Genomic DNA, 21,762 nt, shown 5'->3' with positions numbered 1-21,762 from the left:
CAGGAGAAATACATTGGAAACTTCTGATGTCATCGTTGTGGGTGGTGGGCTCGCGGGTTTGGTCGCAGCCGCAGAACTGGCGGATCGCGGCAAGTCCGTCACGATCATTGACCAAGAACCCGAGGGTTTCCTTGGTGGTCAGGCCTTTTGGTCGCTTGGCGGTTTGTGTTTGATCGACACGCCAGAGCAACGCCGGATGGGCGTGCGTGATTCACGCGAGTTGGCGATGCAAGACTGGATGGGTAGCGCGCAGTTTGATCGCCCAGAAGACATGTGGCCGCGTAAATGGGCCGAAGCCTATGTCGACTTTGCCGCGGGCGAAATGCGGCCTTGGCTGTATGAACAGGGCATGCGTTGGTTCCCGATTGTGGGCTGGGCTGAACGCGGCGGTGGTTTCGGGTCTGGTCACGGCAATTCGGTTCCGCGGTTTCACCTGACATGGGGTGTCGGCCCAGGCACGCAAGAGCCGTTTGAAAGACGCGTCCGCGAACATGAAAAAGCGGGGCGTATAACGCTAAAGTTCCGGCACCGCTGTTCCAATATCATTATGGAAAACGGTGCGGCCAAAGGGGTCGCAGGTGAAATTCTAGCTGCCGACAATGCAGAGCGTGGTCAAAAGACCAATCGCGATATCGTGGGTGATTTCGAACTACGCGCCGCTTCGGTGATTGTGACCTCTGGCGGGATCGGCGGCGATTTCGATCTGGTGCGCAAAAGCTGGCCGGTGGATCGGTTGGGACAACCACCCAAGGAAATGGTGGCTGGTGTCCCCGCGCACGTTGATGGACGTATGGTTGCTATCAGTCAGGCGGCCGGTGGTCATCTGATCAACGCGGACCGCATGTGGCACTACACCGAAGGCGTCAAGAACTGGGACCCGATCTGGCCGAACCATGGCATTCGCATTCTGCCGGGGCCATCGTCGATGTGGTTTGACGCAAACGGCAACCGCTTCCCGCCGCCCGGATTGCCAGGCTTTGACAGCCTTGGCACCTTGAAGATGATCCAAGATACCGGCTTCGACTATTCATGGTTCATCGCGACACAGAAGATCGTGAAAAAGGAATTCGCCCTTTCGGGATCGGAACAGAACCCAGACTTCCGCGACAAATCATGGAAAGAAGTTCTGAAGCAGCGCATCTTTAATAAAGCTGCGACACCTGCTGTCGAAGCGTTTAAAGAGCATGGTGAAAACTTTGTTGTCGCCAACACGCTGCGCGAATTGATTGCAAAGATGAACGGCCTGACGACGGACGATTTGTTGTCGGTGGACAAGATTGAAGCCGAAATTCGAGCACGTGATGCGCAGGTGGATAACCCGTTCACGAAAGACGTGCAGATGATGGCGATCCATGCGGCACGCAATTACAAAGGCGACCGCTATCAGCGTACCGCAAAGCCGCATAAGATCCTTGATCCGGCGAATGGCCCATTGATCGGTGTGAAGTTGAACATCATCACGCGCAAAACGCTAGGCGGTCTGCAAACGGACCTTAACAGTCAGATGCTGGACGCGTCGGGTGCTGTCATTCCGGGTCTGTTTGCTGCTGGCGAAGTCGCGGGGTTCGGCGGCGGCGGTTATCACGGCTACAACGCGCTTGAAGGAACGTTCTTGGGCGGCTGTATCTTCTCAGGACGGCAAGCAGGCCGCGCGGACACAATCGCCTAGTCGTCAGTCAGGTAGTGCGCGAGGTACGCTTCTAGCAGGGTCGAAAGCTCTGCTGAATAGGGGCGGGATGTATCGCGGTCCGGTTGGGTCGCGATCAAATCCTCCATCGCAAGTGCTACCTGCACCGTCGTATTTGCGACAACGGCAGGGTCGCCGCCATGAAATCCATCACCGCCTTGTGCCCAACGGGCCCGCAAAAACACGACCAATTCATCGTGGTCGTCGTCTTCGACGGCCACGGTTTCCCGATTTGCCATGAACCGCATGAGCAACGGCCGGTAGTAGGGGTGCCGTGCAATGTATTTGCGTTGCTTGGATAGAACGGCGCCCAGTCTGTCGCGCCAACCCGGATAGGTTTGTTCATCCGCAAAGATTGCAAAAAGCGCCTCGCGCAGTTCACTTGCTGATTGCAGATAAAGTTCGCGCAAAAGATCGTCGAGGGTCGGGAAATAGCGATAGATCGAACTGACAGGAATGCCCGCGCGTTTTGCGATGACGGTTGTCGACAAATCTTGCAACTTATCCGTCGCCAGATAGTCAGCCGTTGCACGCAGAATATCGTGAACACGGCGTATCGCGCGTTCTTGCTTTGGGGTGTCACGGCTTCGTAACGGGCTAAAGGACAGTTCGCTCATAATCCAACCTCTCGTAACAACCGCTGCGATGCAACTGGTCCGACGCTGTCACCCGTTTCTGCTGATTTCACAAGTCGTACCAGCGCACTGTTGACCGGTGTCGGAATTTCGTGTTGTCGTCCCAATGTGGCAATTTCACCCGAAAGTATGTCAATTTCTGTCAAACGTCCCGCCCGTAAATCGCTGGCCATTGAGGTCATTGCGGACCGGTCCAGACGCTGTTTGCGGAGCACCACAAGCCGAAACAGCCATGTCGGTGCGCGAAGCATACGTGCGGCAAGTCGTGGGTTATTCGGGCCGACTTGTGTCCAATCGATGCCTGCTTGATCGTAGACGTTCAATGCCTCTGCAATAGCAGCGGACAGCACCAAACGATAGCCGCGATCAAGTAGCATGTCGTAAAGCGGAATGCCCGCGAGCGCATTGATCGGATTGGCGAGGTTCAACAATAGCTTCCCATATTGGATGGGCGTCAGATCTGGATGCAGGTCGATTTCTACGCCTGCCGCAGCCAACCATTCGGTCGCCGGATGGCGTTGCAAGGCAATGTTGCCAGCGCCTGTGCGATGCAAATGGGTGCTGCTTTGCCAGACGACATTGTAAGGCACCATGCCAGCGAGACAATCCCGTTCGGGCAGGGATTGGCGCAGCAAGCGGACAGGTGCGACGCCGTTCAATAGCGACAGGATTGGCGTCTTTTCAGCGCTATGTGCGCGGATGGCATCAATCGCGTCGGGCAGCGCGCCAGCTTTATGCGTCAATACGATCAAGTCAGCCTCGGAAAGGATGCGCGGATCATCTGTAATGTGAAGCGCACCGGGGGCGACATTGACGTTATGCCCACCGGAAAGGTCCAGCGCGTGATCACGCAGGGCGGAAAGCCGTGAAGGACGTCCGATCAGCGTGATACGCCCACCCGCCGCAGCAACCGACGACAACCAAGCCGCACCAGTGTGGCATCCAATGGCGCCTGCGCCGAAAAATACGATGTGCATAGCATCCTCTCCCTTGAACCTTTGCGATTTAACAAAAGCCGTAACGTAAAACAGAATTATATTCTGTTTTTCTTGCAGCGAAAGCCATTTACCTTCAAATCCAACGTAAGGTTACGTTTTGTCGGACCAATGACCAGACAGCAGTAGGAGATGACTATGGATTTTCAGCCAAGCGCACGGTGCCAAGACTTGCAAGAACGACTGCAAGAATTCATGCGCCTTGAAGTCATCCCGCATGAAGCCGACTACCGTGCCCAACTGCGTAACCTGAATTCTGGGTCAGATTGGAAAACGTGGCAAGTTGTTCCAATGATGGAAGATTGGAAATCCAAGGCACGCGATGCGGGGCTATGGAACCTCTTTCTGCCTGACGACAAATTGGCCCTAGGGCTGAGCACCCTAGAATACGCGCCATTGGCCGAAACCATGGGCCGTTACCCATTCAGCGCCGAAATTTTCAATTGCAGCGCCCCAGACACCGGAAACATGGAAGTGCTGTGGCATTTCGGATCAGACGCACAAAAACAGGAATGGCTGACGCCGCTTCTTGCGGGCGAAATACGGTCTGTGTTTTGCATGACCGAACCGAATGTGGCGTCATCTGATGCCCGGAATATCAGTGCGTCGATCACGGAAGATGGCGACGAACTGGTGTTAAACGGTCGCAAATGGTGGTCCACGGGTATTGGTCATCCCAATGCGAAACTCGCTATTTTTATGGGTATATCAGATCTGGACGGCGAACCCCATGCCCGCCATTCAATGGTACTGGTGCCGCTTGATACACCGGGTGTCACGATCGAACGGATGCTGCCGACGATGGGTGAATATGATCCGCCTGCCGGACATGGCGAAGTCAATTTTGACAACGTGCGTGTCCCGAAAGAGAACCTTATTTTGGGTCTCGGCAAAGGTTTTGCTATCGCGCAGGGCCGTCTTGGACCGGGTCGCATTCATCATTGTATGCGCGCCATCGGTGCCGCGGAGCGCGCTTTAGAGCTGATGATTACCCGTGGCGGTAAACGCGAGGCTTTTGGAAAACCCTTGATCGCGCTGGATGGCAATCGCGGACAGGTCGCGGATGCGCGGATGGCCATAGATCAGGCCCGTCTGCTGACGCTTTATGCGGCGTGGAAGATTGACACTGTTGGCGCAAAGGCCGCGATGAGCGAGATTTCGGCAATCAAGGTTGTTGCGCCGAACATGCTGCAGGACGTTGTCGATAAGGCAATGCAGATACACGGCGGCCAAGGTTTGACCCATGAAACGCCGCTTGCCGATTTGTGGCTGATGGCGCGTGCCTTGCGCTACGCCGATGGCCCTGACGAAGTCCACCGCGCGATGGTCGCCCGTCAGGAACTGTCCAAATACCGTGGGAAAAGCGCATGAGTGCGCGTCGTGTTTTCATAACAGGGGGCGGCGCGGGCCTAGGGCGGGAATTTGCGCGTCAACTGGCCGCCAGCGGTGCAAAAGTCTGTATTGGCGATATCGACGCCGTAGCCGGAGTAGCCACCGCAAAAGAAATCGGCGGACATTTCATCAAGTGCGACGTGCGACTGGAAACGGATTTGCAGGCTGCCGCCCGTTGGATGAAGACGGAATGGGGCGGGGTGGATCTGTTGATCAACAACGCTGGCGTCGCACAAATGGGAACACTGACCGACACGCCTGTGGGTGACTGGCAGTGGATCGTTGAGATCAATCTGTTGGGTACCGTGCGCGGATGCAAAACCTTCGCGCCGCTCTTAGCCGAAACGCAGGGTACGATCCTGAACATTGCATCAATGGCGTCCTTCCTGCACCTGCCTGGTGCAGGGGCATACAACGCCACCAAAGCGGCGGTCTTGGCTTTATCGGAAACGCTGATGCTTGAGCTTGAACAGGATGGGATCACAACCCATGTCGCCTGTCCAAGCTTCTTTCGGACCGACCTTGCGCAGAACATGCGTGCCGGTGACGACAAAGCCCGCGCAATGACAGAACGTTTGGTTGAACGGTCCAGAACCAGCCCCGCCGACGTTGCCGCTGCGATCCTCGAAGGTATGGAACGCGGCGAACCGCGCATCTTTATCGATAAACGCACGCGTAAGGCGCTGCGGATGAAGAACTGGCTGCCGTTTTCCCGCTATCTGGGCGGGTTGCGCAAGGAGGTTGCCAAACTGGATGCGCGCATGGCCCGTGTCATGAAAGGACAATCGACATGAGCATTGATCAAGCAGGTGCCATTCGGGATGGCGAAGAACTGGACGTCGATCTGTTAGGTCCTTGGATGTCACAAAACCTGCCACATCTGCAGGGACGTCCTGAGGTCACACAATACACGGGCGGCGCTTCGAATTGGACGTACCGCCTGAAGTACGACAATGATGATTTGATCCTGCGTCGCCCGCCAATGGGCACCAAAGCCAAAGGTGCCCATGACATGGGCCGTGAATACCGCTTGCAACAGGCGCTACAGCCGGTTTTTTCATACGTCCCCACTATGCATGCCTATTGCGAAGATCCGGTTGTCATCGGCGACGAGTTTTACGTGATGGAGCGTCTGAACGGCATCATCCCACGCAAGAACCTGCCGCGTGATGTGTCCCTTTCACCAGAGGAGGTGCGCACCCTTTGCACTAATGTGTTGGACACCTTGATCGCATTGCACAAGGTCGATCACGTTGCCGCGGGTCTGGATACGCTGGCAGCCGGTGCTGGATACACGCAGCGCCAGATTGCGGGTTGGTCCAAACGGTATCGCGACGCCCGCACATGGAACGTTCCGCGCGGCGAAGGCATCATGCGGTGGTTAGAGGCAAATCTGCCCGAAAACGAACGCCTTTGCCTGACACATAACGATTTCCGCTTTGACAACGTCGTCCTTGACCCGTCCGAACCAACCCGCGTGATCGGCGTTCTGGATTGGGAACTTGCCACCATCGGCGATCCGCTGATGGATCTTGGCAACACGCTGGCCTACTGGGTCGAAGCGGGCGACGACCGACTGGCGCGTGCGACGCGTCGGCAACCAACGACCCTGCCAGGCATGCTGACCCGTGACGAAGTGATTGCCTACTACTGCGACGCCATGGACCTGCGCCCTGAGAGTTTCACATTCTATCAGGTCTACGGGCTGTTCCGCCTGTCCGGCATCGTGCAACAAATCTACGCCCGCTATCATAAGGGCCAGACGAAAAACCCAGAATACAAACGCTTTTGGGCCTTTGTGCATTACCTGCACCACCGTTGTCGCAAATTGATCCGCAAGGCTAGCTAAGATGGCACGTGTTCATTTGATACGGCACGGGCAAGCCAGCTTTGGCGCGGACAACTATGACGCCCTTAGCGCAAAGGGTCATGATCAGGCCAGTCATTTGGCAAAGGCGGTGTCGCTGCCGGATCGACTGGTTAGCGGAACAATGCAACGGCATCGCGAAACCGCAGCGCCATTTGGCCCCGTGAACACGGACGCCGGATGGAACGAATTTGACTATCTTGATGTTCTTGCGGCCTATCGGCCCGAATTGAACAGCCCTGCTGCCTTACGCGCTGCCTTTGCAGACGCGCCCAATCCGAAACGGGCCTTTCAAGACGTTTATGACAAGGCGACAACCCGTTGGGCGGACGGCGCGCATGACGGTGATTATGTCGAAAGCCGCAGCGCTTTTCGCGAACGCGTGCGCGATGCCATGACGACTTTGGTGGCTGAACTGGGCAAGGATGACACCGCCTATGTCGTGACCTCTGGCGGCCCCATAGTGGCGATTGTGCAGGATGTGCTGGGCCTGACCGAACATGCAACACGCGCCATGGAACATGTGCTTGTGAATTGCGGCGTCACGACTCTATCTGTGCGGCCCGGCCATGCGCGCCTGATCAGTCTTAACGAACAGCAACATCTGGGAGCAATTGATGCCAACCTCATCACATTCCGCTAAAGGCGTCATTCTAATCACTGGCGCAAGTTCCGGGCTGGGCGCAGGCATGGCCCGTGAATTCGCAAAGCGGGGCTATGATCTGGCGCTTTGCGCGCGCAGATTAGACGCGCTTGAAGCATTGAAAGGCGAATTGTCGGGAACCCGCGTTGAACTAGCAGCACTCGATGTGACTGACCATGCAGCGGTTTTTGAAACCTTCCGTCAATTTCGCGACAGTTTCGGGCGGCTGGACAAGGTGATCATCAATGCCGGTATCGGAGAAGGCGCACCGATTGGCAAAGGTGGGTTCGCGAAAAACCGGGCCACGCTTGAGGTCAATCTGATTGCAGCGCTCGCGCAAGCCGAGGCGGCGATGGAAATCTTCCGCGACCAGAATGCCGGGCATCTGGTTTTTATTTCCTCCATGAGCGCGATCCGCGGCATGCGTGGCGCGATGACAAGCTACGCCACCAGCAAAGCGGGTCTTGCACACCTTGCAGAAGGGCTGCGCCTAGAAATGCTACATAAGCCAATCAACGTAACGACCCTTATGCCCGGATATATTCAATCCGAAATGACCCAAGGGCAGGATACATCAAAGACCCCGTTTATCATTGATGGCGCCAAGGGTGCGCGTCTGCTGGCCGACGCCGTTGAGTCTGGGCGCAACCATGTGACGGTCCCGCGTTGGCCGTGGAGCGTTCTGGGCGCGGCGATGAAAATGTTGCCACTTTCATTGCTGCGGCGTGTAACATAGCACCAACTTTCAGGCGTTAGTCCAACCTCAAACAGGGCTCGTCACTGCAGGCATTTGCAGCGTGCCAATCGCTGCAAATTCACAAATCCCAGATCAATCTGTAGCAGGGCACGTTTCACGAAGCCGTGAGTGCCTAAATGTTGGCGAGAATTATCTTGCCAGATTGCCTACCTACTAGTAGGTGCATGAATATCGAAATTGAAATGGAGACGACCACGATGAAGATTTATGACACCGAAGGCTTCCCGAACCCTGCACGTGTGCGCATCGCACTTGCCGAAAAAGGTGCAACAAACGATGTAGAATTCGTCGCGGTTGACGTCATGGGCGGCGAACATCGCACAGATGCGTTCAAAGCAAAGAACCCAGATGCGGTCGTGCCTTGTCTTGAACTGGCTGACGGCAGCCATATTTCTCAGTGCACTGCGATCACCGAATACATCGACGGTCATTTTGAAGGACCGTCCTTGACAGGCGAGACCCCAAAAGAACGCGCACAAGTGTCGATGATGAACCTACGTGCTGAAAATGGCCTGCTGAACGCGGTTGGCGCTTATTTCCATCATGCGACTCCCGGCCTTGGCCCCGATCTGGAAACCTACCAATGTGCCGAATGGGGCAACAAACAAAGGGAAGTTGCCGGTCAGACGATGAGCTATCTGAACGAAGTTTTGTCAGACAATGCGTATTTGGCCGGCAATAAATTCTCGATGGCAGACATCACTGCTTTCGCAGGTTTGGCATTTGCCGACTTTGCCAAAGTAGAAATCCCGCAAAGCCTATCAAATCTTAATGCATGGCGCGCCAAAGTTGCTGCGCGTCCAAGCATCGCGGGCTAAGCTGCCTCCACTCAAGTCGAAAGGACAAAACAATGGAACTTAACGCTGACTTTTCTCAACGCGTGGTCGTTCACTCTGATCAGCTTGAGTGGAACGCATCGCCTATGCCCGGCGTTGACCGGCGCATGCTGGATCGCATCGGTGGCGAAGTGGCCCGTGCGACAACCATCGTGCGCTATGCACCGGAAAGCAAATTTTCGGCCCATACCCATTCGGGTGGTGAAGAATTCATCGTGCTTGATGGTGTGTTTCAGGACGAACATGGTGATTTTCCAGAAGGCACCTATGTGCGCAACCCACCCACGACATCCCACACACCGGGATCCGAGCAGGGGTGTACGATCTTTGTGAAGCTCTGGCAGTTTGACATGGAAGACCGCAATCAGTTCCGCAAAAATATGGCGGACGAATTGGCAGCGCCGGTTGATGGTGTCGCCACGGCCCAGTTGCACCGCGATGACCGTGAAACTGTGACCTATAGCCATGTCGATCCGGGTGCTGCGTTGAACATGTCGGATGATGGTGGGATTGAGATGCTTGTCATCGCAGGATCACTGACAGAAGGCGGTGAAACGCTCGGCAAAGGAGCATGGTTGCGCTTGCCCGATGGGAAGGCATTGTCGGCGGTTGCTGGGGCTGAGGGTGCTAAGGTTTGGATCAAATCCGGCCACTTGCCACATGCAAAGCCACCGGCTGTCTGATGGCTACACAGAAAAAACTGGCGCTTGTCGCCGGCGCGGGGGCTGGCCTTGGTCAGTCCCTTCTTGCGCGTTTTGAAGCAGGTGGGTTCACACCTGTCGGGCTTGGTCGCACGCAACCTGAAATCACCGGTGGCGCGTTCCATACGCTTGATATGGCGGATGACACAGCCGTGCCTGACGTTATTTCAGGGATCATCGCAGAACACGGCCCACCTAGCGTCGTCGTCCATAACACTGCTGAATTGTTCATTGCGCCGTTTGGCGATACGACGCTTGCGGATTACCAGCGCACGTGGACATGCATGGTGCAAACAGCTGTTTTGCTTGCGCAATCAACGTTGCAACCCATGATACGGGGTGGGGGCGGTACGTTTATCGTTTCCGGTGCAACGGCGTCACTGCGCGGCGGCGCAAAGTTTTCGGCTTTCGCGAGTGCCAAGTTCGCGCTGCGCGGATTGACCCAATCGTTGGCGCGTGAATATCAGCCCGCAGGCGTACATGTCTGTCATGCCATCCTAGACGGGATCATCGACACACCGCGGTCGCGCGACCTGCACAGCCTTGACCCTGCGAAGATGATGAAACCCGAAGACATCGCCGAAACCTATTGGCAATTGGCCCACCAGCCGAAATCGACGTGGACGCACGAGCTGGATCTTCGTCCAGCAAGCGAAGGATTCTAGCCCATGACAACTGTGATCATCGGCGGCGGTCTGTCGGGCCTTGCGTTGGCCGACATGCTGGAAACCGCAGGGCAGGATTACATGATGCTAGAGGCGCGCGGCCGATTTGGCGGGCGTATCATGACGGAACATCACGGAGCAGGGTACTTTGATATGGGGCCCGCGTGGTTTTGGCCCGGCCAGCCACGCATTGCTGCCTTGATCCAAAGGTTAGGTATGGAAAAATTTGACCAGTTTTCTGACGGTATTCTGACATTCGAAGACGAACGCGGGAATGTTGAACGCGGACGCGGCTTTGCATCGATGCAGGGGTCTTGGCGCTTGAAAGGCGGATTGGCTGCGTTGACGCAAACATTAGCGGACCGCTTACCGGATGCGCGAAAGCAACTGAATGCCCAAGTGGCGTCTTTGGATAAGAACGCAGCAGGGATCGTTGCAACGTTAACCAACGGCGATACCATCCGCGCGGACCGTGTCGTTTTGGCCTTGCCCCCACGGGTCGCAGCGGAGATCAAATTTACCCCAGCGCTACCGGATCAAACGATTACGTCAATGCGGTCCACCGCGACGTGGATGGCTGGGCAGGCCAAGGCAGTAGCGGTCTACGACACCCCGTTCTGGCGTAACGACGGCCTATCCGGCGACGCGATGAGCAGGACCGGTCCGATGGTCGAAGTCCACGATGCGTCCCCAGCGGACGGTGGGCCTTACGCGTTGTTCGGCTTTATCGGGGTGCCGCCACAAGGACGCGCTGATGAACAAGTGTTGCGGCAACATTTGCTTGCGCAACTGGGTCGTTTGTTCGGGCCACAAGCCGCGGAACCTGCCAAGCTGTACATTAAAGATTGGGCGTTTGATCCGCAGACGTCGACCCCAGCTGACCAAGCGCCGCTTCACGCGCATCCGACCTATGGGTTAACGCGCGCGATGGTCGGGCTTTGGGATGATACATTGCACTTTGGCGGAACAGAAGTTGCCCCCCAGTTTGGTGGCTATATCGAAGGTGCTTTAGAAGCGGCGGAAAACGTATTAGCAAGGCTTAAGGTCAACGATACGCGTGATACAAATGCCAACTGATACAAAAACCGCTTTGCTGGATTCTGCGGAACGGGCTGCGCGCACGCGCGGCTTTGACGGGTTCAGTTATGCCGATTTGGCGCAGGATGTCGGCATTCGCAAGGCCAGTATCCACCATCATTTCCCGACAAAGGCCGCCCTGTCCGCCGCTTTGATGGAACGTTATTACAACGATCTGAAAGCCGTGTGCGAAGACATCGATCTAAGCCAGAAAACGGGCGGCGCGCGGCTTACAGCGCTAATCGATCGCTACAGAACGGCGCTGGATGGCGGCAAAAGCCTGTGTTTGTGTGTGTCGTTTTCAACCAGTCGCGAAAGCCTGCCTCCAGAGGTGATCGCCCAAATCGGCCGCTTTCGTGAAATGATCATTGCTTGGACTGAAACCGTTTTTGCGGCAGGACAGACCGACGGAAGTATCGCACGTGTCACCGATCCGGCTGTCGAAGCGGCGGCAGCGCTACCGCTTCTGGAAGGCGCACAACTTGCGGCGAGGGTGGAAGAAAACCCCGCACTATTTGACAGTGCAGTGCGCATTTTAACCCAACGCCTGTAATAATCTGATCACTGAATTAGCTCGCAAGGAACGACGCGCCCCTTGCGAGCCATTCCATTTATTCCGTCGGCGCAAAGTCGAATTCGCTGTCGGAATACATGAAGAATTCGCAAGGCGTGTCAGAAACGCATGCTGTTGAATGCGTTTCACCTGCGCCCACAGCCCAGTACGATCCCGGACCCATAACAGGCGCATTGTCTTCGCCGTTGAACGGATTGGTCATTTGGCCCTTCAAGACAATTGCCCGGTAGCTGTGCGAATGGGTGTGTTCAGGTGTTTCAAAGTTCGCAGGGAATTGGCCAAAGGTGCCATGCGGCCCAGTCGCGCGGTCGCCATAGGCGTCTGCAAAATTGATCGGGCCCATCACGTTTTCAAAGACTTTATTTTCTTCCTGTAGAACGGCAGACATCACGCTGTCATCGGCGGTAACTGTGCTTGCTGCCATGACAAACAGGGCAGACAGAATTGGCAATGATTTCATGGGAATTACTCCTGTTGGGTATTGTTTAGTCTCGATCTGGGCCACCCGACATGCATCAGGCGGCCCAAACGGGGGACTTAGGACGCCGCTTTGATTTGCGCGACGGCTTCTTCGGTGGACCAAACAGCGTTGGCCATGTAGCGGAAGTTAATCAGCGCGGCGAGGTATCCATCACCTTCGGGCAGCATGGCAGCAGCGGTCGCATCACGGACAACGGCCACTTCAAAACCGTCCTCAAGCAGCTCACGCATGTGCGATTCCGTGCACAGGTTCGCGGACATACCCGCCAAGATAACCTGATCGACGCCTTGTTTGCGCAACTGAAGTGACAGATCATTCGTGTCGTTGCCGTAAACCTTGTGCGGCGATGTCACGATAGTTTTGCCGTCGTTAATGTACTGCTTGTACTGCGGCATCCAATCGGCGCCTGACCCTTCGAACCCGTCAAGGTTCAGCGGACCAGGACGGTCAAACATGCCAATGTTATGCATCAGCTTTTCCAGCGCGCCTTCAAATTTCCAGCCGTGATCGGTTGGATAGTAGTAGTGTGGGGATACCGCGACTGTCAGATCAGCGGCCTTAGCGGATTTGAAAAGCGTTTCGATGTTGTTGACCGTGTTGTGTTCTTCAACGCTGGCACCGATCACGCCCCAAGTCACACCTTCTGGATGCAAGAAATCGACCTGTGGGTCTGTGACGACAAGGGCAGTACGGCTAAGGTCCAGTTTCATAGTCGACGGCGGCAGCGCAGGTTCGGCAGGCGGGGCGTAGGGGCTGGAAGATTGCGCTTGGGCTGCAGTTGTTGTGGCGACCGCGGCTGCTGCGGCAACGGAGCTTGCAACGCCACCGCGCAGGGCAGCCCGACGTGTCATCCGGCCGTGGTTGTGGTTTGGATCATCGCATTGGCACATAGTCTGTTCCTTTCAGTGCTTGTGTTACATGAAGCTATGGCCCCCCATGTGCCTTTACGTCTTCGAAATGTACCCTTGCTTCGAATTGGGTGCCCTTTCGTCCAGAATGCGGTTAAGAATCTGGGCATGAGATACGATCACATATTCGATGAACTTGAGATTAAGACCGATCCATTTGCCCTGTGCGAACTTAGCGGGGCGTGCAGCCTTGGGCTGGGGCGCGATGCATCGGCGACACTGCATTACATTCTGTCAGGTGATGGGGAGATCACGTTCAAATCGCGGCCGCCTTTGAAAGTCGCGCGTGGTTCGCTTGTCTTTATTCCGGCACTCCAGAAGCATACCCTGAACAACTTTGGCACCGGCGGGGACCCTATCCCCGATTGCAAACCTGCCGAGATGAACCTGTCGCGTCTGATGGCGGGAACTTGCGAAACACAAGCGGGGCAGATGACCGCGCTTTGCGCCCATGTTGGCGTCGGATTGCGCGGTGTCACCGACATCATCGACCTGATCAAAGAACCATTGGTGGAACATGTATCGTCGTCCCACCGCATGCGGCCTACTCTGCAGATGTTGTTGCACGAACTGTCCCATCCGGGGTTGGGAAGCCGCGCGATGATCAAAGCTTTGCTGATGCAATGTATGATCGCGATGCTGCGCGAACGCCTGTCATCACAGGATGCTGCATTTCAATGGATGGCAGCGCTTGCCGATCCGTCGGTCTGGAATGCGCTACGGCTGATGTTGGATGCGCCGGGCGATCCGCACACCGTCGAAAGCCTTGCTGACAGCGTCCGGATGAGCCGATCTGCCTTTGCCAAACGCTTTGCCGCTGCATACGGATCAGGACCGATGAAGTTACTACGCGAACTGCGTATGCGCCGTGCTGGCGTCCTACTGCGCGACACAGATCTGCCGGTGAAACGTATCGCAGAAATGGTGGGCTTCGCATCGCGCAGTGCTTTCACACGCGCTTTCGAAAGCCAAGCCGGGCTATCGCCACGGACATTCAGAACGGCGCAGCAATCCTAATATCGCCCGGTCTTGGGAACCGCCGCTCTGATGACAAACGCCTGCACAACGCAATTTGGGCCACCCGTTCGAGGTGGCCCAAAGTTACGTTCTTACGTGTTTGTGGGGTCGCGCGATCAATCGATGTCGCAACTTTGTTCGCGCCCAAGGCAGCCCAAACTTATAGTTCAGGGATGACCAGAACTGTGCCAACCGCCAAATTCGACGGATCGCTGATAAGGTCTTTGTTCGCCTCATAAATATCTTGGTACCGCAGCACATCGCCATATTCACGCTGCGCAATAATGCCAAGGTTGTCACCAACCTGAACGATCACTTCGCGGCGACCAGATGACGGTTCCGCAGTTGGCGCGGTTCCGCTGGACATGTCGATGACAAGTCCGGCGCTGGTGGAAGAGAAACTGCTTTCAGCTGGTGTTTCTGCAACCGCCGCCGGCGTTGCTGTCGATGCGTTTGCGGCAAAATCACCGGCACCCGCTGATGTCTTCACTGCAACCGCGACCGTTTCGTAATCGGGCAGATCAGGGTATGTTTCGACGATCTCTGTACCAGAGAGGCTTTCAAGAAACGCAACCAGATCGGATTTTTCTTGATCAGTCAGGCCAAGCGGTTCGATCATGGCAGATTTTGTGCCAAAGACGTCTTCGGTGCCGCCTGCGTCGTAGAAGTTCACGACCTCGTCCAGCGTATAGAAAATGCCGTTATGCATGTATGGGGCCGTAAAGGTCAGATACCGCAACGGCGGTGTGCGGAACTTGCCCATGTCTTCGTCGTTTTGGGTCACCGCATATAGGCCAGGGTCACGATCAAGGCCTTCATAGACTTCCTTCGCGACACCGAAACCGCGCATCGCGGACCGGAATGTCACCTGAACAAGCGGATCTTCCAAGAATTCCGGATTGCGCGGCACGCTTGTGTTGTGGAAATCTTCGTCAGTGGCCAAAGCGCCGTTATGGCACGATACGCAATTCCCTTTGCCCGCGAAAATCACCTGACCACGGGCGGCTTCTGGGCTAAATCCAAACACGTCGCCAGCAGCAAAACGGTCGAATGGGCTGTCCGCAGAAACCAAGGAATGTTCATAAGCTGCAATAGCTTGGGTAATTTGTTCGATGGTTGGGTCTTCGCCCCAAATTTCAAGAAAGCGGTTCCGGTATTCCGGAATTTGCTTCATCCGCTCTTCAGCCATTGTGACGTCGATGTTGGCGGCAAAAGCCGTTCCCATCGCGCCCGGAACTTGGTGCAACAACGACCCAACTGAACCGTCCCAATGCAGGCCGTTGGTCAGATAGGCCGAATTCACCAAAGTTTGGGCGTTGCGCCAATGTTTCGTGCCGGGATAGCCACGGCTAAGTTCGGCACCATCGCCGTAACCGTATTCCGGAGCGTGACAGCTTGCGCAGGACGTCGAACTGTCGCCTGACAGGCGTGGATCGAAGAACAACAAGCGGCCAAGTTCAACCATGGCCTCGTCTTTTTCGGGTGTTGCACTGACTGGCAACGGCGGCAGTTTCATGATGCGGTCTGTTTCGGCAGCAGCGGAAGATGCTGCGGCAAGCGCTACGAGTGTCAGGATACGTGTTAACATTTGCTTTACTCCACTTAAGTGAGAACGAGATCGAGCTTCAAATCCGCATTCGCGGCGACGCTCAGGTTCGCAGTCTTTTCACCCAACAGAGGGTGCCAAATTGACAGGACGTACTGGCCCGGCGGGATATCAGGAATATCGAACCGACCATCGACACTGGTCACAGACAGATACGGGCTAGTCGATGTGTAGACCCAAGCCGCCATCCAGTTGTGTGCGTTGCAATCGATCATCATCAGATTACCACGCCGCAGGTTCAGATCGACGCGGTCAACCAAACCGGCCTCTGGCTGCGCGAAGTTGAACATGGACCGACGTGTCCCGTTGAACACTTCGTATGCGTGGATGTTGTGCAGGATCGGATCGAAGTTGTGGACATCGACGTAGGCGCTGCTGCGGATGATCTGCACATAAGGCTGGAAGCTGCAGTCGATCTGGTAGATCTTTCCGTGATTAAAAATCGGGTCCCAGTTTTTGCCTGCGGTGACGCCCTTAATTTCGACAACACAATCGCCAAGCTCGCCGTCGTCCGAAACACGCAAAGCTTTGGGTTCGCGATCATCGACGCCGCAAATATCGTGATCCTTGATGACAGGAAAACTAGGGACAAATTCGCCGTTGCCTGCATATTTCAGCTGACCAGAGACCCGACCCGCAGATTGCGGCGTACCAGTTTCATTGTATGCGGGGGTAGCGGCATAGATTCCCGTGCCAAGACCGGCTGCAAAAAGTGTAGAAGCGCCGCCCTTGATAAGCGAACGTCTATTCATTTCCATCACACTAACCTCAAAAATAGTTATTAATTTTCACTCAGGGCAATGACAGCACCTGTAAGATTCCAGAGATCGTCTACGTTAACATTCTGACCGAATGATGGCATGGGTGTGCCCGGAATCCCGCGATAAAGGCGCATAAACACATCTTGTGGATCACGCCCCCCTTTGAACGTACCCACCGTCAGGTCTGCAGGCGAAATGCTTGCGCCGCTCATGTCCTTTAGCGGTGCGGAAAGAACGCCGTCGCCTTGACCAGTAGCGCCATGGCAACTTGAACAATCAAGACTTTCGTACAGTTCCATACCGCGATCGATATCAAGACTTGCAGGGACGACGATGTCTTCTATCGGTTCGCCATATGCTGTTATGTCAGCGAATTGACGGATAACTTCGGCCAGAGCCAGCCGTTCACTGAGTGTGAAATCGGTAAAGGCGGGCATGGTCCGACCGAATGACCCTTCGATTCCCGTTTCAATGATTTTTGTGATGTCTGCGCGTGCTGGAAAGTCGCCTAGGCCGGTTGTGCCAAACTTGAAAACGCCGCCTGTGAAATCACGCGGGGCAGGCGCAAATTGGGCCGCCATAACACCATCGCCAGCGCCCGTTGCACCATGACAGATCGCACAATTTTCGATGTAAAGTGTCATGCCTAAGCGATGTAGTTCTGGGGTGGGGACGTTCTGATCGGCTTGGGCGCCGGAATTGATCAATAAAAACGGTAGGATGGCGAATGCCGAGATCTTCTTCATTTCTATTAACCCTTGCTCAACTCTGAATAACTACGCAGTGCGCATTAATTTACGCCTGTGCGCCGTATATCTATAAATATTGGCATAATTTTGTCCGATCTGGACCTTCGCAAAAAGATATTTGCGGTTGCCAGTGACGCTTGATGAGCCGCGACGCGCTGTCCTTCTCAACCAAAAGAAAGCCACAAAAATCGTTCGCTCTACTTGATAATGAATATTCATTATCCTAATTGAAGGCATGAAAGGGTGACCCATGCCGAAACCTGCCAAGCCAGTAACCAGAGCAAAAATTCGCGATGCGCTTGTCGCGGAAGTGGTTGAAAAAGGGATCGCGGCGGTGAACGTCGCAGGTATCGTCAAGCGTGCCAAAATTTCCGCAGGCACTGTTTACGTTCATTTTGAAAACAAGGACGACATGCTGCGCCAAGTCTATATGGAACTTAAGGCAGAGTTTCACAGCGCCATTACAGAAGACGGAAACGCAACAGATAGCGCACAACGCGTGCGGAACATGTGGTTCGCTATGTTCCGTTTTGTACGTGAACGTCCGCAAGATTTCTTGTTCCTCGAATACGCCAACGCCGCCAAAATTCTATCGCCTGATGAACAAGCCACCGTTGACGGTTTTGCCAAAGATATCGCCGCACGTCTCAAACGCGGTGTCGACGATGGCACTTTGGTCGATCTTGATACCGAGCTGCTTTCGCTTTTGCTGGTGGCACCGGCCATGCAGCTTGCGCGACGCGCGGTACTGTCTGGCGAACCCATCCCTGAAAATCTGATTGTCCAGACCTTTGATCGGGTCTGGCTATCTATCGCGAAAAACTGATCGAAAGGATCAAGTCATGTCAAAAATTGTTCTTATTACGGGCACCTCTACGGGGCTTGGCATTGCCACCGCTGTTCAGGCCGCGCAAGCAGGCCACACAGTCTATGCGACGATGCGCAACACCGGAAAACGCACTGCTCTTGATACATCGGCGGAAGCGGCTGGCGTGTCGCTTCGCGTATTACGACTGGATGTACAAGACATGTCCTCGATCAACGCTGCAGTCGAAACGGTCATTGCAGAACAAGGCCGCATTGATGTGCTTATCAACAACGCAGGCATGGGTTACGCCCGCAGCCTGGAACAGGCCGAAGAAGCCGACATTCAAAAGATCTTGGACGTCAACTATATGGGCGTTGCACGCTGCACGAAGGCCGTCATGCCCTTTATGCGCAAGGCCCGTGCCGGTCATGTCATCAACATCAGTTCTGTCGGCGGATTGGTCGGCCAGCCGTTTAACGAAATCTATTGCGGCGCGAAATTTGCGGTTGAAGGCCTAACGGAATCGATGGCCAGCTATATCACGCCGTCCTTCGGCATCCATTTCACGGCTGTCGAACCGGGCGGTATCACTTCGGAATTCGCCAATTCCGTGATGGAACAGATGGCGCAGACTGGCGGCATGTTAGAGGACGAATATCTTCCAATCCTTCAGAAATACGTCGCAGGTGCGCAAAACCGTCAGGACACAGGCATCTATCAAACCGCCGATGAAGTCGCCGCGGTCGTTATGCAAGTGATGGACGCACAGCAGCCACCAATCCGCGTCCGTACATCCGAATGGGCTGAAACCTTCACCAAGCTTAAGACAAGCCTTGACCCAGACGGCCTCAAGCAACAGGCGCAGGTTGTCGATCAATTCCTGACATAAAGTTAAGGTGCAAGACTGGGCATTGTCAGCCTTGCCCGAGCGATTGTGCGCGCCCCATGTGAACTCACGTTGAAGTGCAGTTCCTGATTTTCTCTTTTACTCCAACGGGTTCTGTATTTCCATCAGCTTGCCTTCGAAGACTCCGGCAGGCGTCCGGTAGCCAAGGCACTTGCGCGGGGTGGAATTGAGAGTCTGGCAAATCGACCTCAAATATCGATTTGTCAGGGCCGTCGGTTCGGTTGATCGGGGCAGGTAACGCCGCAGCCCATTGTTCGTGTTCTCGACGGTGCCTTTCTGGTAGGGCGCTTGCGGATCACAGAACCACGCGTCTGCGCCGATCCCATCTTTGAGACGTTTCCAGGCCGAGAACTCTGTGCCGCGATCAAATGTAATTGACTAGCGTGCATCGGAGGGCAGGGGCGCGAGGCCGTCGATCAGCGCCTCCATGATCGGCTTGGATGTTCGATCCTCGTTGCGCATGACGACGGCAAAACAGCTGACGCGTTCGACCGAGGACGTCACGTTCACCTTTCCATGCTCTTTGCGGAACATCATCAGATCGCATTCCCAGTGGCCGAAATCTGCACGTTTGGCAATGCGTCAGGCCTGTGTGACAGGCTTTGTGTATCAACGAAATGACCACGCTGATGGCGTCGATACCCGCGTGGTCTGCGGCGTCTGCGATGCTCGGGCAGGTGGCGATAAAACTGCTCTGCGCGGCCATCCTTGGAATAGGCGAAGCGGTAGATCGTCTCATGGCTCACGCGGATCGGATGACATTCCAATCGCATCCGGCCAGCGATTTGCTCTGGGGACCATCCGGCTTTGAGGCGGTCTTCGATGGCGGCTTTCAAATCGGGGTGAACCACCATCTTGCGATGAACTGCGCGGCACTTCTCATATATGTCTTGAGCATTCAAAGCATAGTAGCCGTTCAGGTGCGGCGGTTCCTTGTCATCAAAGTGGTTCCGCCTCAGATCACGGTAGATCGTCGATGCAGCGCGACCTAGACGATCCGCCATCTCTGAGATCCGCATTTTTGCGTCGCGCCAATTGGCAATCTTGCGGCGTTCTTCCAGACCCAGGTGACAGTAGTGGGTTCCCATTCAACATCCTCCATGCAGCACTCTGTTTTGATACAGAATTTGCACTTCGTTTGTGAATCCACCATCTGGACCCTATTATTGCAACCAAGTAGAAATGTCCGTCGTTGCGCAAAGTAGAAATGTCCCACTTGGCGGAGTTCGAGCATGGCTGGGCAGGGCGGAGACTTCACATATCGCAGCCCGGACTAGCCATGCGGGCGTTGTTATTCTGCTGCTGTCTGCGTAGCTTCCGCCTGTTTCTTTTTGGCTCTAATGGCCAGCTTTGAACTCCAACCTTCTGTGTTGCGCCGCCCGGTTGGCTCGTAGCGTGTGCGCTGTTTGCCAGCGCGGCGCTTTTTAGGAGCGGCCTTGTCCTGTTCAGCTTTGATGTGTTCAAGCACGGCACCTAGGCGCTTGTTCTCAGTGATGGCCGCATGTGTGACGCGCTGATCCTTGTCGAAGACGGTGTAAGGGATTGAAACGCCTTTCCATCGGATGTCCAAGCTGCCGTCTGGAAAGGCGAAGGTATCCACATATTTGCCCGGCAGATCGCGGGTGATCTCATTCTCGGCCAGGATGATACGTTGGCGCTCATAGGAGAAGGCCAGTTGTTTGCTGACAAGCCGCTCGTCTCTGAAACAGAAGATGTCACGCAGACGATCCGGTTCGATGTTCATCGGACGGTGCAGGTTGTCGGCGCGACGGGGCACCTTTGCAAACTTGGCGTTATAGCGGTCCGTGAAGCCGGGCAGGAACGCATTCGCCTCCTCCATGTCTGAGATGCCTGCAAGCCTAAGTTCTTTAACCAAACGATCCTGCAAGGTGCGGTTGGCGCGTTCGACACGCCCTTTGGCCTGAGAGCTGTTTGCGCAGAGAATCTCGATGTTTAACGCGTTCAAAGCCCGACCAAACTGGGTCATGCCGTGCCCTGATTTGGCCGACTGATTGGCGACACGAAACACTGTGTGTTTGTCAGAATAGAACGCAACCGGCCGACCATGTGCTGCCAGATACAGATCCAGCGCTTCAAAGTAACTGAAGGTACTCTCAGAGGTCACAAACCGCAGTTGCATCAACGTACTGGTCGCATCGTCTATGAAAACGAGCAGAGTGCACGCTGGCCCGCGATTTTCGAACCAGCGATGATCTGAGCCATCAATCTGGATCAACTCGCCAAAGCATTCCCGGCGCAATCTGGGCTGATGGAATGTGCGACGTTGTTTGCGTGACAACCAGATTCCAGCGTCCTGCATCAACTTGCGAAGCGTCTCACGGGATACCTTCAGACCGTGATCCTCGGCCAGCTTCTCAGCTGCAAAGGTTGGCCCAAAGTCGATGTAGTTCTCTTTGACCAGCGTCACAGCAAACTCAAGCACCGCAGGATCAATACTGTTGTTCGATCTTCGGCCACGCGCTTTGTGACGGATCACTGCTGGGCCTTCTGCCTGGAAACTCTTCAACAGCCGATGGACTTGTCGTCGGCTCAGTCCCAGAACATTTGCCGCTGTCACTGCCGTCATCCGGCCTTGTGTCACTTGGCTCAGTACTTCTATGCGGTTCAGCTCGCGTTCGCTCATGATCACCAATCCCACGGCCACACTCCAATCCTGCTTCAACAGGGAAGTGTGA

The 21,762-nt window shown here is 55.2% G+C and carries 22 protein-coding genes and 1 pseudogene; 14 read left to right on the top strand and 9 right to left on the bottom strand.

What is annotated here, in order from left to right:
• The first annotated feature begins 13 nt into the window (after positions 1-13).
• Positions 14-1,669: an FAD-binding dehydrogenase gene (locus K3729_18220; GenBank protein UWR01159.1), complete on the top strand. Its 1,656-nt coding sequence runs from the start codon at positions 14-16 to the stop codon at positions 1,667-1,669.
• Here the strand turns inward: K3729_18220 and K3729_18215 are convergent.
• Together K3729_18215 and K3729_18210 are read right to left on the bottom strand one after the other, a co-directional pair.
• A complete protein-coding gene (locus K3729_18215) occupies positions 1,666-2,304 on the bottom strand; it encodes a TetR/AcrR family transcriptional regulator (GenBank protein UWR01158.1) in 639 nt (212 codons plus the stop codon). The two genes, K3729_18220 and K3729_18215, sit on opposite strands and share 4 nt — an antisense overlap.
• Entirely contained in the window at positions 2,301-3,299 is a 999-nt protein-coding gene (locus K3729_18210) for a 2-dehydropantoate 2-reductase (GenBank protein UWR01157.1), read from the bottom strand. Before K3729_18210 ends, K3729_18215 begins: the two co-directional genes overlap by 4 nt.
• A gap of 156 nt (positions 3,300-3,455) precedes the next feature.
• On the opposite strand from K3729_18210, the gene K3729_18205 reads away from it, so the two are divergent.
• The 10 genes from K3729_18205 (at position 3,456) to K3729_18160 (ending at position 11,808) form a co-directional block, all read left to right on the top strand.
• Positions 3,456-4,688: an acyl-CoA dehydrogenase family protein gene (locus tag K3729_18205; GenBank protein UWR01156.1), complete on the top strand. Its 1,233-nt coding sequence runs from the start codon at positions 3,456-3,458 to the stop codon at positions 4,686-4,688.
• Positions 4,685-5,503 carry an SDR family NAD(P)-dependent oxidoreductase gene (locus K3729_18200; GenBank protein UWR01155.1) on the top strand — a complete coding sequence of 273 codons (819 nt, stop codon included), beginning with the start codon at positions 4,685-4,687 and terminating at the stop codon, positions 5,501-5,503. Before K3729_18205 ends, K3729_18200 begins: the two co-directional genes overlap by 4 nt.
• Positions 5,500-6,558: a phosphotransferase family protein gene (locus tag K3729_18195; protein UWR01154.1), complete on the top strand. Its 1,059-nt coding sequence runs from the start codon at positions 5,500-5,502 to the stop codon at positions 6,556-6,558. The genes K3729_18200 and K3729_18195 overlap by 4 nt, the downstream gene beginning before the upstream one ends.
• Position 6,559: 1 nt before the next feature.
• On the top strand, positions 6,560-7,219 hold the full coding sequence (locus K3729_18190) for a histidine phosphatase family protein (protein UWR01153.1): 660 nt from the start codon (positions 6,560-6,562) through the stop codon (positions 7,217-7,219).
• Positions 7,194-7,955, top strand: a complete 762-nt coding sequence (locus tag K3729_18185; protein ID UWR01152.1) for an SDR family oxidoreductase — start codon at positions 7,194-7,196, stop codon at positions 7,953-7,955. The genes K3729_18190 and K3729_18185 overlap by 26 nt, the downstream gene beginning before the upstream one ends.
• Positions 7,956-8,173: 218 nt before the next feature.
• Positions 8,174-8,794: a glutathione S-transferase gene (locus K3729_18180; protein ID UWR01219.1), complete on the top strand. Its 621-nt coding sequence runs from the start codon at positions 8,174-8,176 to the stop codon at positions 8,792-8,794.
• Positions 8,795-8,826: 32 nt separating this feature from the next.
• Positions 8,827-9,495, top strand: a complete 669-nt coding sequence (locus tag K3729_18175; protein UWR01151.1) for a cupin domain-containing protein — start codon at positions 8,827-8,829, stop codon at positions 9,493-9,495.
• Positions 9,495-10,178, top strand: coding sequence for an SDR family NAD(P)-dependent oxidoreductase (locus K3729_18170; GenBank protein UWR01150.1), 684 nt, complete (start codon positions 9,495-9,497; stop codon positions 10,176-10,178). The genes K3729_18175 and K3729_18170 overlap by 1 nt, the downstream gene beginning before the upstream one ends.
• A gap of 3 nt (positions 10,179-10,181) precedes the next feature.
• Positions 10,182-11,255 (top strand): FAD-dependent oxidoreductase, encoded by a 1,074-nt coding sequence (locus tag K3729_18165; GenBank protein UWR01149.1) that lies wholly within the window; start codon positions 10,182-10,184, stop codon positions 11,253-11,255.
• A complete protein-coding gene (locus tag K3729_18160; protein ID UWR01148.1) occupies positions 11,245-11,808 on the top strand; it encodes a TetR/AcrR family transcriptional regulator in 564 nt (187 codons plus the stop codon). Before K3729_18165 ends, K3729_18160 begins: the two co-directional genes overlap by 11 nt.
• A 58-nt stretch (positions 11,809-11,866) precedes the next feature.
• Here K3729_18160 and K3729_18155 read toward each other — a convergent pair whose 3' ends face one another.
• Positions 11,867-12,289, bottom strand: coding sequence for a DUF4437 domain-containing protein (locus K3729_18155; protein UWR01147.1), 423 nt, complete (start codon positions 12,287-12,289; stop codon positions 11,867-11,869).
• Positions 12,290-12,366: 77 nt separating this feature from the next.
• A complete protein-coding gene (locus K3729_18150; GenBank protein ID UWR01146.1) occupies positions 12,367-13,200 on the bottom strand; it encodes a cysteine hydrolase in 834 nt (277 codons plus the stop codon).
• Positions 13,201-13,326: 126 nt separating this feature from the next.
• Between K3729_18150 and K3729_18145 the strand changes: the two genes are divergently transcribed.
• Positions 13,327-14,235 carry an AraC family transcriptional regulator gene (locus tag K3729_18145; protein UWR01145.1) on the top strand — a complete coding sequence of 303 codons (909 nt, stop codon included), beginning with the start codon at positions 13,327-13,329 and terminating at the stop codon, positions 14,233-14,235.
• Between the two features lie 160 nt (positions 14,236-14,395).
• Here the strand turns inward: K3729_18145 and K3729_18140 are convergent, their stop codons facing one another.
• From K3729_18140 to K3729_18130, 3 genes are read right to left on the bottom strand one after another with little or no spacing between them, the layout of a single operon-like run.
• Positions 14,396-15,823 carry a c-type cytochrome gene (locus K3729_18140; protein UWR01144.1) on the bottom strand — a complete coding sequence of 476 codons (1,428 nt, stop codon included), beginning with the start codon at positions 15,821-15,823 and terminating at the stop codon, positions 14,396-14,398.
• Between the two features lie 14 nt (positions 15,824-15,837).
• Positions 15,838-16,599, bottom strand: coding sequence for a hypothetical protein (locus K3729_18135; GenBank protein ID UWR01143.1), 762 nt, complete (start codon positions 16,597-16,599; stop codon positions 15,838-15,840).
• A gap of 23 nt (positions 16,600-16,622) precedes the next feature.
• Positions 16,623-17,348, bottom strand: a complete 726-nt coding sequence (locus K3729_18130) for a c-type cytochrome (protein ID UWR01142.1) — start codon at positions 17,346-17,348, stop codon at positions 16,623-16,625.
• A gap of 253 nt (positions 17,349-17,601) precedes the next feature.
• Here K3729_18130 and K3729_18125 point away from each other — a divergent pair, with 253 nt between their 5' ends.
• Together K3729_18125 and K3729_18120 are read left to right on the top strand one after the other, a co-directional pair.
• A complete protein-coding gene (locus K3729_18125; protein ID UWR01141.1) occupies positions 17,602-18,177 on the top strand; it encodes a TetR/AcrR family transcriptional regulator in 576 nt (191 codons plus the stop codon).
• A 16-nt stretch (positions 18,178-18,193) separates the two neighbouring features.
• Positions 18,194-19,048, top strand: a complete 855-nt coding sequence (locus K3729_18120) for an SDR family oxidoreductase (protein UWR01140.1) — start codon at positions 18,194-18,196, stop codon at positions 19,046-19,048.
• 96 nt (positions 19,049-19,144) lie between these two features.
• Here K3729_18120 and K3729_18115 read toward each other — a convergent pair.
• Both K3729_18115 and K3729_18110 read right to left on the bottom strand, forming a co-directional pair.
• Positions 19,145-20,154, bottom strand: a pseudogene (locus K3729_18115) (IS30 family transposase).
• 203 nt (positions 20,155-20,357) lie between these two features.
• Positions 20,358-21,725: an ISNCY family transposase gene (locus K3729_18110; protein UWR01218.1), complete on the bottom strand. Its 1,368-nt coding sequence runs from the start codon at positions 21,723-21,725 to the stop codon at positions 20,358-20,360.
• Positions 21,726-21,762: the final 37 nt, after the last annotated feature.

The organism is Rhodobacteraceae bacterium S2214, assembly GCA_025141675.1.
In the GTDB taxonomy this organism is placed as follows: domain Bacteria; phylum Pseudomonadota; class Alphaproteobacteria; order Rhodobacterales; family Rhodobacteraceae; genus Yoonia.
Note: the sequence above shows the minus strand (reverse complement) of the source record. Positions and strands in the feature narration are given on the sequence as shown.